This is a genomic window from Aequorivita sp. KMM 9714 (assembly GCF_011065475.1).
Lineage (GTDB): Bacteria > Bacteroidota > Bacteroidia > Flavobacteriales > Flavobacteriaceae > Aequorivita > Aequorivita sinensis.
The window spans coordinates 1,182,940-1,198,676 of the sequence record NZ_JAAGRO010000001.1; the positions used below are offsets into that span (position 1 = coordinate 1,182,940).

At 34.3% G+C, this 15,737-nt stretch carries 17 protein-coding genes; 5 read left to right on the plus strand and 12 right to left on the minus strand.

From position 1 onward, the window contains the following. Position 1: 1 nt before the first annotated feature. On the minus strand, positions 2-1,117 hold the full coding sequence (locus G3A46_RS05260; RefSeq protein ID WP_165147079.1) for a Nif3-like dinuclear metal center hexameric protein: 1,116 nt from the start codon (positions 1,115-1,117) through the stop codon (positions 2-4). A 112-nt stretch (positions 1,118-1,229) separates the two neighbouring features. Here G3A46_RS05260 and lpxK point away from each other — a divergent pair, with 112 nt between their 5' ends. Beyond that, positions 1,230-2,237, plus strand: coding sequence for a tetraacyldisaccharide 4'-kinase (lpxK, locus tag G3A46_RS05265; RefSeq protein WP_165147082.1), 1,008 nt, complete (start codon positions 1,230-1,232; stop codon positions 2,235-2,237). Between the two features lie 34 nt (positions 2,238-2,271). Here the strand turns inward: lpxK and gap are convergent, their stop codons facing one another. The 4 genes from gap to G3A46_RS05285 form a co-directional block, all read right to left on the minus strand. Next, positions 2,272-3,270, minus strand: coding sequence for a type I glyceraldehyde-3-phosphate dehydrogenase (gene gap / locus G3A46_RS05270; protein WP_165147085.1), 999 nt, complete (start codon positions 3,268-3,270; stop codon positions 2,272-2,274). 81 nt (positions 3,271-3,351) lie between these two features. After that, positions 3,352-3,918, minus strand: coding sequence for a sigma-70 family RNA polymerase sigma factor (locus tag G3A46_RS05275; RefSeq protein ID WP_165147088.1), 567 nt, complete (start codon positions 3,916-3,918; stop codon positions 3,352-3,354). After that, positions 3,909-5,003 carry a glycosyltransferase gene (locus G3A46_RS05280; RefSeq protein WP_165147091.1) on the minus strand — a complete coding sequence of 365 codons (1,095 nt, stop codon included), beginning with the start codon at positions 5,001-5,003 and terminating at the stop codon, positions 3,909-3,911. Before G3A46_RS05280 ends, G3A46_RS05275 begins: the two co-directional genes overlap by 10 nt. 77 nt (positions 5,004-5,080) lie before the next feature. Beyond that, positions 5,081-5,302, minus strand: coding sequence for a membrane or secreted protein (locus tag G3A46_RS05285; RefSeq protein WP_139855853.1), 222 nt, complete (start codon positions 5,300-5,302; stop codon positions 5,081-5,083). 89 nt (positions 5,303-5,391) lie between these two features. On the opposite strand from G3A46_RS05285, the gene G3A46_RS05290 reads away from it, so the two are divergent. Beyond that, positions 5,392-6,018: a fasciclin domain-containing protein gene (locus tag G3A46_RS05290; RefSeq protein WP_165147094.1), complete on the plus strand. Its 627-nt coding sequence runs from the start codon at positions 5,392-5,394 to the stop codon at positions 6,016-6,018. On the opposite strand, the gene murB is transcribed toward G3A46_RS05290, so the two are convergent. Both murB and G3A46_RS05300 read right to left on the minus strand, forming a co-directional pair. Then, positions 6,015-7,028, minus strand: a complete 1,014-nt coding sequence (gene murB / locus G3A46_RS05295) for a UDP-N-acetylmuramate dehydrogenase (protein ID WP_165147097.1) — start codon at positions 7,026-7,028, stop codon at positions 6,015-6,017. The two genes, G3A46_RS05290 and murB, sit on opposite strands and share 4 nt — an antisense overlap. Further along, positions 7,028-8,218, minus strand: a complete 1,191-nt coding sequence (locus G3A46_RS05300; RefSeq protein WP_165147100.1) for a pyridoxal phosphate-dependent aminotransferase — start codon at positions 8,216-8,218, stop codon at positions 7,028-7,030. Before G3A46_RS05300 ends, murB begins: the two co-directional genes overlap by 1 nt. A gap of 115 nt (positions 8,219-8,333) precedes the next feature. Between G3A46_RS05300 and G3A46_RS05305 the strand changes: the two genes are divergently transcribed. Then, entirely contained in the window at positions 8,334-9,659 is a 1,326-nt protein-coding gene (locus G3A46_RS05305) for an aspartyl protease family protein (RefSeq protein ID WP_165147103.1), read from the plus strand. A 61-nt stretch (positions 9,660-9,720) separates the two neighbouring features. Here the strand turns inward: G3A46_RS05305 and G3A46_RS05310 are convergent, their stop codons facing one another. After that, positions 9,721-10,116: a DUF1573 domain-containing protein gene (locus G3A46_RS05310; RefSeq protein ID WP_165147106.1), complete on the minus strand. Its 396-nt coding sequence runs from the start codon at positions 10,114-10,116 to the stop codon at positions 9,721-9,723. A gap of 127 nt (positions 10,117-10,243) precedes the next feature. On the opposite strand from G3A46_RS05310, the gene G3A46_RS05315 reads away from it, so the two are divergent. After that, positions 10,244-12,874, plus strand: coding sequence for a valine--tRNA ligase (locus tag G3A46_RS05315; RefSeq protein WP_165147639.1), 2,631 nt, complete (start codon positions 10,244-10,246; stop codon positions 12,872-12,874). A gap of 235 nt (positions 12,875-13,109) precedes the next feature. Next, positions 13,110-13,352, plus strand: a complete 243-nt coding sequence (locus tag G3A46_RS05320) for a hypothetical protein (RefSeq protein ID WP_139855859.1) — start codon at positions 13,110-13,112, stop codon at positions 13,350-13,352. A gap of 1 nt (position 13,353) precedes the next feature. Here G3A46_RS05320 and G3A46_RS05325 read toward each other — a convergent pair whose 3' ends face one another. From G3A46_RS05325 to G3A46_RS05340, 4 genes are read right to left on the minus strand one after another with little or no spacing between them, the layout of a single operon-like run. Next, a complete protein-coding gene (locus tag G3A46_RS05325) occupies positions 13,354-13,620 on the minus strand; it encodes an acyl-CoA-binding protein (protein WP_139855860.1) in 267 nt (88 codons plus the stop codon). Then, positions 13,620-14,270 carry a phosphatidylserine decarboxylase family protein gene (locus G3A46_RS05330; RefSeq protein ID WP_165147109.1) on the minus strand — a complete coding sequence of 217 codons (651 nt, stop codon included), beginning with the start codon at positions 14,268-14,270 and terminating at the stop codon, positions 13,620-13,622. The genes G3A46_RS05325 and G3A46_RS05330 overlap by 1 nt, the downstream gene beginning before the upstream one ends. Further along, positions 14,260-15,093, minus strand: coding sequence for a phosphatidate cytidylyltransferase (locus G3A46_RS05335; protein ID WP_165147112.1), 834 nt, complete (start codon positions 15,091-15,093; stop codon positions 14,260-14,262). The genes G3A46_RS05330 and G3A46_RS05335 overlap by 11 nt, the downstream gene beginning before the upstream one ends. A gap of 1 nt (position 15,094) precedes the next feature. Beyond that, positions 15,095-15,715: an LUD domain-containing protein gene (locus G3A46_RS05340; RefSeq protein WP_165147115.1), complete on the minus strand. Its 621-nt coding sequence runs from the start codon at positions 15,713-15,715 to the stop codon at positions 15,095-15,097. Positions 15,716-15,737 lie beyond the last annotated feature (22 nt).

The following is a 15,737-nucleotide window of genomic DNA, read 5'->3' on the forward strand; positions in this document are numbered from 1 at the left end:
ATTATAAATAACTAATTGGATTGGTATTTATTTGCGATATAAGAATCCTGCCTGCCGACAAGGAGGGTGCAAAATTAGTGATTTTTTTCTTAAGGAAAGAATGTAAAAGGTCTTTTGTGTACTGTTCACTCTCATAATGACCAATATCCGCCAAAACTATGGCGTTTTCAGCCCTAAAAAAGTCGTGATATTTAAAATCTGCCGATACAAATGCATCTGCTCCAGCTTTTTTTGCAGCGTCAATAGCGAAACTTCCACTTCCTCCAAGTACTGCAACCCTTTTAATTTGTTTTTTTAACAATTTTGAATGACGTACGCAGTCAGTTTTCATTGTAGTTTTAAGAAATTTCAGAAACTCAGTTTCAGACTTTTCTGTTTCAAACTCTCCAATCATTCCCATCCCTATCTGTTGATTATGATTTTCTAGAGTGGTAATTTCGTAGGGAATTTCTTCGTAAGGATGCGCTTCAAAAAGGGCCTTTAAAACTTTACTTTGTAAATGCTTAGCAAAAGTGATTCCTATTTGAGTTTCTTCTTCGAAATGAAGTTCGCCCTTTTCACCTTTTTTAGGATTTGAATCTTCATTACCTTTAAAGCTGCCAATTCCTTTTATATTAAAACTGCAATTGTCGTAATTTCCTATACTTCCACCGCCAGCTTCAAATAAGGCATTTCGAACTTTTTCATCACTTTCATTAGGAACAAAAGTGATGAGTTTTTTTATAGTTTCATTTTGTGGGATTAAGACTTTGCGATTTATTAAACCTAACTTTTCACAAATCATAGTGTTTACACCATTCCATGAATTGTCTAGCGCTGTGTGATTTGAAAATATAGCAATATCGTGTTTAATTGCTTTTTGAACTACACGCTCAACATAGGTTTTTCCTGTAATCTTTTTTAACCCAGAAAAGACAATAGGATGGAAGCTTACGATGAGGTTACAATTGTTCTCGACTGCTTCATCTACAACCGCTTCCAGTGTATCTAATGTTACCAGAATTCCTGAAACTTCTGCATTTTCATCGCCTACAAGTAAGCCGGTATTGTCAAAACCTTCAGAATATGCTAGGGGAGATAGCTCTTCTAGCAAACCAATAACTTCTTTTACCTTCATTTTTATTATTTTCTGTAAAGATAACGGATTATTGAAAATACAAAAAGGCACTTAATTCTTAAATATTGAATTTTCAGATTTGCACTTACTCCGGAATTAGTATTTTCGTTGAATGAAATCACTTCGGAAATTATTATTCCCATTTTCAATTTTGTACGGTGGCATTACTGCAGGCCGTAATTTCCTATACAATAAAGGTTGGCTAAAAAGTAAAGCTTATAATCTTCCCGTTATTTGTGTTGGAAACCTTTCTACAGGAGGCACTGGAAAAACACCGATGATTGAATTGTTAGTGTCGTTTCTAAAGGAAAATCATAAGCTTGCAGTTTTAAGTAGAGGGTATAAAAGAAAAACTTCAGGATATCGTGAGGTTTTAGTGAATAGCAAAGTTGAAGAGGTTGGGGATGAACCCCTTCAGTTTAAAAAGAAATTTCCAGAAATTACGGTAGCCGTTTGTGAAGACAGGCAAACAGGTATTGAAAAGTTACAACCTACATCAGAACTGGTTTTATTAGATGATGCGTTTCAACATAGAAAAGTAAAAGCGTCTTTCAATATTTTACTTACCCCGTACGACAGTTTGTATGCCGATGATTGTGTTTTACCCGCAGGAAACCTTCGAGAGCCAAGAAACGGTGCTAAAAGAGCGCACGTTATAGTAGTTACTAAATGTCCTGATAATATTTCTTCATCGAATATCGAAAACATAAAACGCAAATTAAATCCTACATCAAAACAAGAGGTTTATTTTTCAAAAATTGGATATGGCTCAGAAATAAAAGCTGCAAATCAATCCAAGCCCATCGAGTATTTAAACGATAAAAAGTTTTTATTGGTGACAGGTATTGCCAATCCTAAGCCATTAATTTCTTATTTAAAACAGCGAGGCTTAACGTTTGAGGAAAAATCATTCCCAGATCATCATAATTTTACAACTTCAGAAATTGATAGTCTTAAAACTCACAAACTAATCTTAACCACTGAAAAAGACTTTATGCGATTAGCGTCTTTAAAAGATGTTACAGAGATTTATTATTTACCAATTCAAACGATAATTATGAATGGGGAAGAAGCAAAATTCAAAAATAGAATCAATAAGAGTTTACTTGAATTTCACTAGAACTTATTAATCTTTGAGTCGAATAAATGTAAATCTATTTAGCTGAAATTTTTTCTATCAAATTGATGATTCTTGAAGAATAGCCGATTTCATTATCGTACCACCCAATAATTTTCACCATTTTACCTATAACCGAAGTCATTTCAGCGTCAAAAATACACGAGTGTGTATTGCCAACAATATCGATTGAAACAATAGGATCCTCGGTGTATTGAAGAATTCCTTTCATGGAGTTTTCTGAAGCAACTTTAAAAGCGTTATTTATTTCCTCAATTGTAACTTCTTCTTTTACGTTAAGGGTAATATCGGTTAAAGATCCATTTGGAACTGGAACTCTAATTCCACAACCCCCAATTACATCGGCGAGATTTGGAAAAATTTTTGTCAAGGCTTTAGCGGCACCAGTAGTTGTTGGAACAATAGATTGCCCAGCAGCTCTTGCACGGCGCAAATCGCGATGAGGCTGATCGTGTAAACTTTGGTCTGTAGTATAAGAGTGAACGGTAGTAATGTATGCCTGCTCAATTCCACAAAGTTCATTAATAACCTTTAGCATTGGAGCTGCATTATTTGTAGTGCAAGAAGCATTTGAAATAATGATATCGTCATCATTTAAAATTGAATCGTTTACGCCAAGTACAACAGTTTTAATATCATCTTCAAGAGGAGGAACAGAAAGAATCACTTTTTTTGCTCCATTCTTCAAATGATATTCTAGTTGATTTCTTTTTTTGAACTTCCCTGTACACTCAATCACAACATCAATAGCACCCCAAGAGATAGCTTCGATATTTTTTTCTGAAGTGAACCTTACTTTTTTACCAGCTACAGTAATTTCATCGTTAGTAAATGAAATAGGTTCTTTTAATACACCGTGAATGCTGTCGTACTTTAAAAGATGAGTTAATGTTTTAGAATCTGCTAAGTCGTTTACAGCAACAACATCAATAGTTGGATGATTAATTAATAATCTAAATAGGTTTCGGCCAATGCGCCCAAAACCATTTATGCCGATAGTTGTCTTTGTTTTCATATAACTAACAAAAGTACGAAAATGAAATGCTAATTAGAGGTTAAGAATAAAGAAGAAAACTTAAAATACTATGAAATTCTGCTATTGTTTTAGGGTAATGATTTCTGCTAAGAGTTTCCTAGCTCTAAGCAATCTTACTTTTACATTGTTAAGAGGTTCTTCAAGGGTTTCAGAAATTTCATTATAACTCATTTCCTGAAAATACCTAAGGTTGATCACGTCTTGATAATGAGGTTTTAGCAGTTTAATATAACGCAGCAATTCCGCAAGATTTTGTTCGCGAATTAAATTATCTTCCGGAGTAGGCGAGTGATCAACAATTTTATGGGCGTGATCGTTAAATGTATCGGTAGTTTGGGAATTTATAGAAGCATTCTTTTTCCTTGATTTATCTATTTGAATGTTTTTTGAAATAGTAATCAACCAAGTTGAAAAAGTGTAGTTCTCATCAAAGGTGTCTATTTTATCAAATGCTTTAGCAAAAGTTTCAATGGTGATGTCTTCAGCTTCATGTTCGTTACGTACTCTTTTAAGTTGAAATCCGTAAACGTCATTCCAGTAAAAATCTAGCAAGAATTTAAAAGCTCCTTGCTTTCCTTTTTTCGCACTTTGTATTTGTTGTATTATTTCTTCTGAAGTTATTTCCATCTCGGGTTTTTTTCTCCTCTGTTGGAAATAAAGATACTTAATTGACTGAAGATTAAAAACAATTCAAAAAACAGTATGAACGGTATTAAATCCTGTTCCTTAAGTTTCTTAGCTGCATAGCCGATAATAAGATGTTGAAATGCAAGTCTGATAAACATAATTACCAATCCAAAAATCCAAAACTCTGTAAACAAAGTTGCAGCACCTAATAGCCAGAAAAGAAGATTAAAAATGTAATAAGCTCCTAGCAAAAATCGATGTTTAGTCTTGTAAAGTTTGGCTGTGGAGTAGTGTCTCTTTTTTTGTTTTATCCAACTGCTAAATTTTTTCTTCGGAATAGAATATGTAAACGCTTCTGGTTCTACACATATTTCTACATTGTCTTTTGTTGCTGCTTCATTAACAAAAAGGTCGTCATCTCCTGAAGGAACTTTAATATGACTCATAAACCCATTGTTTTCGTAGTAAAGTGTGCTAGTGTAGGCTAGATTGCGGCCTACCCCCATATATGGTGTTCCAGCTTCAGCGTAAGAAAAATACTGAACAGCGGTCATCAATGTTTCAAACCGGATTAATTTATTTAATAAACCTGGTTGTTTTTCATAGGCTCCGTAACCTAAAAGCAGCTGCTTTTGGTCAGTAAACTTCGTCGCCATACTCTCTAGCCATTTATTTGAAGCAGGGTAACAATCTGCATCAGTAAAGATTAAACGAGTGTTTACAGAGCGTTTTAACCCTAAGGTAAGTGCGTATTTTTTATTGCCCCAAAAAGCCTCGTTGTTTTTTACATTCACTATTTGAATACGAGGGTCATTTTCAGCAAACGATTCCATTACTTCTAGAGTATCATCTATAGAAGCATCATTAATAAGTATTATTTGATATTCAGGATAATCCTGTTGTTGCCAAAGCGGAATATGCTTTTTAAGATTTTCAGCTTCGTTTTTGGCGCAAACTATAAGAGAAACGGGATGTTTAACCGAAACAACCTTTTCGGTAGGTTTTAAGAATGAAAATTTTGAAAAAAGAAGATAATAAGCACAGTTAATCAACGCAACAGCGCCGAAAACGTAAAGTAGCACCATAAATTTATCTGATTGAAACCCCTAAAGCTGCTGTAGCGATTAAGATTGTTGATTAAAGAGTTTTGTTTCTAAATTGATTATTTATTAGAAGCTTCCAATTTGTGTGTGTCCTCAGAGCAGTTTGCAAATTGATCTGGAGTTTTACCACAAAATCCACAAGACTCTCCTTCTTTATTCAAAAATGGATTCTGACTAGCACATGTTCCAGCAAATTTTCCATCTTTCTTAGCCCAGATTTTTATTGCAATTCCTGCAACACCTAATAGTAATAATACTAATGTTATAAGTAATAGTTTCATGACAATATATTTGACTGCAAAAATACAACCTTTCTTATTGTTTCACTCAGATTTTAAGTATTTTTAGGTTTCATTTAAACAATTTCATAATGCAAAAATTACTCTCATTAATATTTGTTTTTCTATTCATTTTTCTTGCAGCGTCTTGTAAAAATGAAAACCAAGAAGTTAATAGTTTGGAATCTGTTAATACGACGAACGAAGAAATTCAAAAGTCTGAATTAAATAGAGCTCCTAAGAAAGCGTTAACTCCAGAGGGTATAGCGATATCAAAAAGTATAATGTCGCAAATTATGAATGAAAGAGATTTAAAAAGATTTGCTAGTTTAATTGTTACCGCAGAAATGGCTACTCAACTTACTAAAGATGGTGGGGCTTATACGGTTTTTGGGCCTTCCAATACAGCTTTAGATTCCTTAGCCGATAAAAACAATAAGTTTTACTCAAAACAAGAAAATCTCGATAAGTTAATAGACCTTTTAAAGTCCCACATCGTAGAAGGAGAGCATTCTAAAGAATCTTTATCAGAAAGTATTAGTAAATCAGGGAAACTCAAGTTAAAAACATTGTCAGGAACAAGTTTAATATTAACTAAAGCAGATGATAAGATTATTATCTCCGATAATAAAGGGATGAAGGTTAAAGTTTTAAAAGGCGGAGAAAAAGGCTCTAACGGGACAAGTTACGTTGTTGATGGAGTTCTTACAGCCAATTAAAATATATTTACTTCGGGTTCTATTGTAATACCAGATAATTCTTTTACTTTTTTCTGAATGTCCATTGCAAGTTGCCAGATTTCTTTGCCTGTGGCTTCGCCATAATTAACCAATACCAACGCTTGCTTTTTGTGAACTCCAGCATCTCCAAAACGTTTTCCTTTGAAACCAGATTTTTCTATTAGCCAGCCTGCAGGTATTTTAAATTCTGTAGGTGAAACTTCATAAAATGGTGCTTCAGGATATTTTTTTCGGAATTCTTCAAAAGTATCTTTGTCTACTATCGGGTTTTTGAAAAAAGAACCGCTATTACCTAATACTTTAGGGTCAGGAAGTTTTGATTGTCGAATAGCAATAACTGCATCAGAAACATCTTTAATACCAGGATTCAGAATATTTTTTTCAGCTAATACTTTCTGAATATCTCCGTATGAAATACTTAATTTATGGTCCTTTTTTGTGAGCTTAAAAGTTACACTTGTAATAATGTATTTTCCTTTAGCCTCATTTTTGAAAATTGAATTTCGATAGCCGAATTTACATTCTTCATTTGAGAACTCTTTTTCATTTAAGTTTTCAATTTCAAGAACGGTACAGCTTTCGAAAGTATCTTTCAATTCTGCGCCATAAGCGCCAATATTTTGAATAGGTGCTGTACCTACATTTCCTGGAATTAATGATAAGTTTTCTAACCCACCAAAATCGTTAGCTATGCAGTATTGAACAAATTCATGCCAGTTTTCACCAGCCATTACTTTTATTCTTACGTCACTCTGGGTTTCATCTAAAACCTCAATTCCTTTTAAGTTTAAATGAATAACAAACGAATTCAATTTGGCGGGAAGTAGCATATTGCTACCCCCACCAAGAATGAATATTTCGTCTGATATTTTTTGGGATAGTACTTCTTTTAACTCTTCCACTGTTTCAACCGAAACAAAGTAGCGAGCCGTACAATCGATACCAAAGGTGTTGTAATTTTTAAGCGATTTGTTCTCTTCAATTCGCATTAATCCTTGTATTTCTCTAAAGCAATTTTTAGAATTTCAACTGCTCTAATTAAGCTTTCTTTATTTAGCACATAAGCGATACGCACTTGATTTAGTCCTACGCCCTGAGTAGAGTAAAAACCTGCGGCAGGAGCAACCATGATGGTTTCACCGTTATCGTCAAATTCTTCAAGCAACCATTGTGCAAAAGCGTCACTGTTTTTTACAGGTAATTGCACGATGCAATAAAAAGCACCTTTTGGTTCACCTACAGTCACCCCAGGAATAGCTTTTAAAGCTTTAACTAAAGTATTACGTCTATCTTGATATTCCGTAATTACATCGTCAAAATAGCTCTGTGGAGTTTCTAAGGCAGCTTCACTAGCAATTTGTGCAAAGGTAGGAGGACTCAATCTAGCTTGAGCAAACTTTAATGCTGTAGCAATAACTTCTTTGTTTCTTGAAACCATACAGCCAATACGAGCACCGCACATACTGTATCTTTTTGAAACCGAATCAATAATAATTCCGTGTTGTGCTAAGCTTTCTTCTTCTAGAATTGAATAGTGCTTAGATCCATCGTATGTAAATTCTCTATAAACTTCATCTGCCACTAAAAATAAATCGTGTTTTTTTACAATTTCAGCTAAAGTTTGAATTTCTTCTTTTGAATAAAGATATCCAGTTGGGTTTCCTGGATTACAGATAAGAATAGCTTTTGTTTTTGGAGTAATAAGCTTTTCAAATTCTGAAATTGGAGGCAAGGCAAAGTTGTCTTCAATTTTTGAAATTACAGGAACAATTGAAATACCAGATGCAGTTGCAAAACCATTGTAATTTGCATAAAATGGCTCAGGAATAATTATTTCGTCTCCAACGTCGGCAATGCTACCCATTGCAAAAAGCAAAGCTTCACTACCTCCCGTAGTTACAATTATATCATTAGCTTCAGCTGGAATATTGTTTCTGTGATAGTATGCAGAAATCTTTTTGCGATACTCCTCCGATCCTTCAGAACGAGTGTATGCAAGAACTTCTAGATTGTGTTCGGAAACTGCTTTCATCGCTATTTCCGGCGACTTAATGTCAGGTTGACCGATGTTTAAGTGGTAAACAGTTTTATTAGCTTTATAAGCTTTTTCGGCGAAAGGAACTAGTTTGCGGATTGGAGATTCCGGCATGTTTTTCCCTTTTGTTGATACTGATGGCATAATAAAAATTTTAGCAGCAAAGTTGCAAAATATATTTTATAAAACTAATCTGAGGCGATTAACATTCGCCTTTTTTTTATATCTTCAAGAGATATTCATTAATACCCTTCTCAATTTGTATAAGCCATTGTTTATAATCTTGTTGCTGTGCTCTTTTTCATTGATGGCGCAGGCGGGATTTACTTTGGAAAACAATGCTAAAAAAAACCGAATTCCTTTTAAAATAGTAAATAACCTAGCAGTAATCGAAATCGAAATTAATGGAACGCCATTGTCTTTCATTCTCGATACTGGGGTGAAGTCTACAATCCTTTTTAGTTTAGAAGCTGCAGATAGTGTTCAGTTGAAAAACACATCGCCAGTTCAATTACAAGGTCTAGGGGCAGGGGGAATGGTTGAAGCATTAAAGAGCTTAAACAATCATATAAAAGTAGGGGAAGCTGTTGATAAAAGCCATTCGCTTTACGTGATTTTCGATAGCTCTCTAAATTTCTCTCCTAGAATGGGGGTACCCATTCACGGTATATTGGGAAATGAATTTTTTAAAAATTTCGTAGTAAAAATTAATTATGCATCCGAGGTAATAACCATCTACGATCCTCAAAAACATACTTTTAAAAAGTGCAAAAAGTGTGAAGATCTTGCCCTCAATTTTGTAAATGGCAAGCCATATATCAACCTACAAGTAGCTTCAGAAACTATACAAGAAGAAGTAACTTTATTGATAGACTCTGGTTCTAGTGATGTTTTGTGGTTGTTTGATGAGTTGGGGTTTATAAATGAAAATCCTAAAAACTATTTTAATGATTTTTTAGGGCTGGGCTTAAGTGGAAATATTTTTGGTAAGCGTGCGCGAGTACCAGAACTAATATTGGGCGATTACTTATTAAAAGATGTTAATGCCTCGTTTCCTGAAGAAGTTGCTGTTTTAAAAGCGCGCTTCTACGAAGATCGAGACGGAACTATAGGGGGTGGGTTTTTAAGTAGGTTTACTATAACTTTTGATTATGGCGGTAGCGTTGTTCGGTTTAAGAAAAACCGAAACTTCAATAGGCCTTTTCACTATAATATGAGTGGTTTGACTTTAGAGCACGGAGGAATGGAGTTAGTGAAAGAGGAACGCCAAGCCGCTATAAATACAAATAGTGATAGTAGGAGTGAGGCCTTAAACAGAAATAGTATTGCTATAACCACCGAGTTTAATTTTACACTTGTACCAATTTATATAGTTGTAGATGTAAGAGAAGGTTCGCCTGCTGCCTTAGCCGGGATAGTCGAAAATGATGAGATAGTTAACGTTAACGGCAAGCCAGCGTATAGATATAAATTATACCAATTAATCTCTTTGTTTTCTAGTGAAGAAGACAAGCGAATTTCTATGCATATAAAAAGAGATGGTGAAATTCAAAAAGTAGCTTTCAATCTCAAAAGCTTATTCTAAAAAAAAAATCCGGCTAAAGAATTTATCTTCAGCCGGATTATGCTTTTTCAAGTATATTTATTTAACTTTTTTCAAGTACACTTGCCGCTTCTGGTTTTACGGTACCTTTTATTTTTAAGGCTACCATAGGCTCGCTTGCGTTAGAATATACAGTAATTGTTTTTCTAATAGGTCCAACACGATTTGTGTCGTACTTCACTTGAATACTGCTACTTGCACCTGGAGCAATTGGTCCTTCAGGTTTTTTTGGTACAGTACAACCACAACTAGATTTTACATCACTAATAATAAGTGGGGCATCACCAGTGTTCGTGAATTCAAATACACGTAAACCGTCACTACCTTTTTCGATAGTTCCGTAATCCACGGTGTCTTCATTGAAAGTAATTTTTGCTTGTTGTGCTTGAGCGGTAAAACCGATAAAGGCAACAAGTGCCATTAGAGCTAATTTTTTCATGATTTTTGGTTTTTAATATTTGTAAAAGTATCGAACTTTTAAAGATTCTGCAAAATAACTTAATCCTTTTATTATCCTACAGATATATTTACTTTTGCCATTCATAGTACAAATACTAGACCAAAGTATGGCATTAGAAGCAAAATATAACGCGAAACAGATTGAAAATAAGTGGTATAACTACTGGATGGAGAATAATTGCTTCCATTCTGAGGTAGATGAAAGAACGCCTTATACTATTGTTATTCCACCTCCAAACGTTACTGGAGTACTGCATATGGGGCATATGCTTAATAATACTTTGCAGGATGTATTAATTCGTCGTGCAAGATTACAAGGTTTTAACGCTTGTTGGGTGCCAGGAACAGACCACGCTTCAATTGCAACAGAAGCAAAGGTAGTGGCTAAACTTAAAGCCGAAGGGATAGATAAAGCTAACCTTTCGAGAGAAGAGTTTTTAGAGCACGCTTGGGAGTGGACGCACAAACACGGAGGAATTATCCTTGAACAACTTAAAAAACTTGGTGCATCTTGTGATTGGGAACGTACTAAGTTTACAATGGATCCAGAAATGTCTGCTTCTGTTATAAAAGTGTTTGTAGACTTGTATAGAAAAGGAAATATCTATCGCGGTTACCGAATGGTAAATTGGGATCCAGAAGCCAAAACTACACTTTCTGATGAAGAGGTTATATACGAAGAAAAACAAGGTAATCTTTATTACTTAAAATATAAAGTTGAAGGTAGTGAGGATACCTTAACTATCGCTACTACTCGCCCTGAAACAATTTTAGGTGATACTGCTATTTGTATTAACCCTAATGACGAACGCTTTGCACACTTACGTGGTAAAAAAGCAATTGTTCCTATCTGCAACCGAGTGATTCCTATTATTGAAGATGAATATGTAGACGTAGAATTTGGAACAGGATGTTTAAAAGTAACTCCTGCTCACGACGAAAATGATAAAGCTCTTGGCGATAAGCACAATCTTGAGATTGTAGATATTCTTAATGACGATGGAACTCTAAATAGTTTTGGATTGCATTATGAAGGAAAAGATCGTTTTGTAGTTCGCAAAGAAATTGTAAAAGAGCTTGAAGAAATGGGAGTGGTTTCAAAAATTGAAACCCATATGCACAAGGTAGGTACAAGTGAACGTACAGGCGCTGTAATAGAACCAAAGTTGAGTGATCAATGGTTCTTAAAAATGAAGGAGCTTGCTCAACCTGCTTTAGATGCAGTTCTTGAAAAAGATGTAAACTTAGTTCCCGAGAAGTTTATAAACACTTACCGTCATTGGATGGAAAATGTACGCGATTGGAATATCTCAAGACAGTTATGGTGGGGACAACAAATTCCAGCGTATTTCTATGGCGATGGAAAAGAAGACTTTGTAGTTGCTGAAAATATTGAGGAAGCTTTAAAACTTGCTCAAGAAAAAACGAATAACAACGCATTAAAGACTACAGATTTAACTCAAGATCCAGATGCATTAGATACTTGGTTCTCTTCTTGGTTGTGGCCAATAAGTGTTTTCAACGGAATTTTAGAGCCGGACAATAAAGAAATCAATTATTACTATCCAACAAACGATTTAGTAACTGCTCCTGAAATCTTATTTTTCTGGGTGGCAAGAATGATTATTGCTGGTTACGAATATAGAAATGAAAAGCCTTTTACAAATGTTTATCTAACGGGAATCGTTCGCGATAAACAGCGTAGAAAAATGAGTAAGTCTTTAGGAAATTCGCCAGACCCTATAGATTTAATGGAAACTTATGGTGCAGATGGCGTACGTGTGGGCATGCTTTTAAGTTCTCCTGCAGGAAACGACTTGATGTTTGATGAAGACCTGTGTAAACAGGGAAGTGGCTTTGTAAATAAAATATGGAATGCCTATAGACTAATCGACGGCTGGGAGGTTTGCCCAGATAAGGAACAGTCGCAAAGTGATGTTATAGCATTAAACTGGTATAAAAGTAAATTTCAAAAAACACTTGCGGAGATTGAAGATCACTACGGTAAATATCGTATAAGTGATGCTTTAATGGCTACTTATAAGTTGGTTTGGGATGATTTCTGCTCTTGGTTCTTAGAAATGGTAAAACCACCTTACGGTGAAAAAATCTCTAAGAAAACTTATGAGGAAGTAATTTCAGTACTAGAAGATAATTTAAAAATTCTACACCCATTTGTTCCTTTTATTTCAGAAGAAATTTGGCAACACATAACTAAACGTGATACTTCTGAAGCCTTAATAGTTTCAGAATGGCCAAAAGCTCAGCCTTTTGACGAAAAGATTATTAAAGATTTCGATTTTGCTTCTGAAGTAATTTCAGGTATAAGAACAATTCGTAAAGAAAAGAATATTTCTTTTAAAGATACAATTGAGCTTTCAGTTTTAAATAACGATAACGCTTCAAAAGATTTTGACGCTGTAATTGCTAAACTAGGAAATATTTCTGAACTGAACTACATTACAGAAAAGCTTGACGGAGCACTAACTTTCCGTGCAAAGAGTAACGAGTATTTTATTCCGATAGCAGGTGCTATTAATGTTGAAGAAGAGATAGCAAAACTAACTGAGGAATTAAAATATACCGAAGGTTTTTTAAAGAGTGTTCAAGGGAAACTGAAGAACGAACGCTTTGTAAATGGCGCTCCTGAAAAGGTAGTTGCCTTAGAAAAGCAAAAAGAAGCTGATGCTCTTGCAAAGATTGAAACCTTGAAAGCCAGTCTAGCCGGATTAAAATAAATTATAAGCAAAAGCTAGGTTTGCAAAACCTATTAGGTTTAAAATCTTGTTAAACATAAATATTTAAATTGTGCGACTCCATTCGGGGTCGTTTTTTTTATAGAATTTGGAACTTAAAATATGTAAGTCTATTATGGTTTATATTTTATAGAGTTTTCTTAATTAGTTTTAAATCGAGTTTAATTTCTTGAATTTGAAGAGGTTTAGTTTGTATCTTGTTGTAAAATAGATAATTATGGATCAGGCTAAGTATAATGAAATGAAAGCAATGCTTCAAAAATTAGAAGACATTAAGAACAGTCAAGAAAGTATTCTCGATAAAATTAATCATGTTATTACCGATTTGTTTCAACACCCAGATAAAGAATTGGAAGAGGCTATGGAGTTAGCACATCAAATGGCGTCGGATAATGTAGATAAAATTCGCGCAGCTATTGAGACTTATGAAATAAAATTCAATAAAGCCCAGCAGTCATAATTTACTTTCTATACAGAAAGTATTGTTTTACAGCTTTAATGTAAAGCTCTTTAGCTTCATCAGGTGTTAAGCCACGAGTTTGGAATAGCGCATTTGTTTTAAAAGCCGAGATATGTGCCTTTCGTCCACTTGGGGGGTGGTCGTCATTTGTAGCGCGTTTGTAGTATGCGTATAAGCGTAATAAAACATCGGCAGGAAACGGATCTTTATGTTCATTAATGCTTTTTACGGCATTTTTAAAGGCGATATCTAACTCTTCAGATGTCATTATTTTTCAGCAATTATTGAAATTCCACCTTTTACTTTTTGGTTTAATTCTACTTTAATTTTGGCATCAAGCGGTAGGAAAATATCTACTCTCGAACCAAATTTAATAAAACCACTATCTGTTGTTTGTTCTACTTCTTGTCCTACTTCGGCGTAGTTTACTATTCTTTTAGCTAATGCTCCTGCAATTTGTCGGAATAGAACTTCACCAATTACATCATTTTTTACAACAACAGTTGTACGTTCATTTTCTTCAGATGCTTTAGGGTGCCAAGCAACCAAATATTTTCCTGGGTGATATTTGCTATACGTAACTTTTCCTCCCACAGGATAGCGTGTTACGTGAACGTTTATAGGACTCATAAATACAGAAACCTGTAGACGTTTGTCCTTAAAATATTCCTTTTCAAATACTTCTTCAATAACAACAACTTTTCCATCTACCGAGGATAATACTTGGTTAGAGTTTAGAGAGAAGTTTCTTTTAGGATTTCTGAAGAATTGCAGAATGAGTAGCAATAAAATAATTAATGAAATAATTACTCCTCCGCGAATAGTTGGATGTTCAATAAAAACATTGGCCAATAGGCTTAGTCCGATAACAATTACCAGAGCTATAATTATAATTTTAAAACCTTCTTTATGAAACATTGTCAACTATTAATAAAAACGCATATACAAATGGGCTGGCATAGATTATACTGTCTAATCTATCATATAATCCGCCGTGACCTGGCATAATAATTCCACTATCCTTAACACCGGCTTGCCTTTTAAATTTCGACTGAATTAAATCGCCAATCGTTCCAAATATAGCTACAATTAATGCCATTACAATCCACATCCATAGAGGATATTCTAAGGCGTCTAATTGGCTATAGTGTTCTAGGACTTTAAATATAATATATCCTGCTAACAAGGCTCCTACCATACCTCCTATAAAGCCTTCAATAGTTTTCTTAGGTGAGATTCGCTCTAAGAGTTTATGTTTGCCGAAATTCTTTCCAATTAGATAAGCAAAGGTATCATTGCTCCATACTAATATAAAAACAGCTACTATAAGTTCTGGCATAAACCTGCCATCGATATTCATTACGGGAATTAGCGTTAAAAATACAAAACCACTAATAATATAAAATACCACTGTAATGTATTTTTTCTTTTCAAACATTGGGATTTTGCTTGTCCAAAGTACGTCTTTAAGAAGAAATAAATTTACAAAACCACTTAGAATGAGTAAAAGATAGATTGCGTTATCGTCGAAGACATTATAGCTTAAAAAATAAAAACCAGCTGCTAGTAGAAAATAAGCTAGGTAGCTAGTTAAGTGCACAAGTTTCAAGTATTCGCTTAAGGTAATCACTGCAAGTACGAAAAATAGCCCCATAAACCATTCGCGCGAGGTAAACATTGCTATGATAATAATCGAAATGTATAATACGCCCGAAAGGGTCCTAACGAGTGTTTCTTTCATACTATAAGTCTTCCAATAGCAACAAATATAGGTTTTTTGTGCTACTTCCATAACTCATAAAATCCTTTTCTTTTTCTTTTTCAGTGTCGAAGTCCTGAATGGTAGTAATGTTGCTTGGGATGTGTTTTAAGCTTTGGTTTTTGATAATTCGCAAACCTTCACTTATGGTTTCAACAATCTGACTTGTAGTTGCAAACACTACGATGTTAAAAGGAAACTCGCTTAGTTTTTTTTCTTTTATCTGGTTAGACGAAAGTAGAATAGAACCGTTTTTAGCTACAAGTGATTCACAAGTAGTAAGGAAAAATGTTGAATTTGTATTTTTTACAAAGTTGAGGTTAAAGCCGTCAAACTTTTCAGAAAGCATTTCATTAAAACAGAAAACATCTTGCTCGTACCAATCATTTTCTAAAAGAATGTTATCAAATGCTTCTTTTATCTCTTCCCAGTTTTCACAATATAAAAATTTACCTCCGTTGTTTTTGAAATTGAAAGTAAATTTCTCGTCTACAGGAAGTTTTTGCTCAGGGTAATAGGTACTGTGCTCAGGCAGCTCAGACGATTTAGTCTTAGCTTCTGTTTTTTTATATATTGGATTTAAAAGCCTTTTTAATAGACTCATTAATCAAGTAATTGAGGAGTTT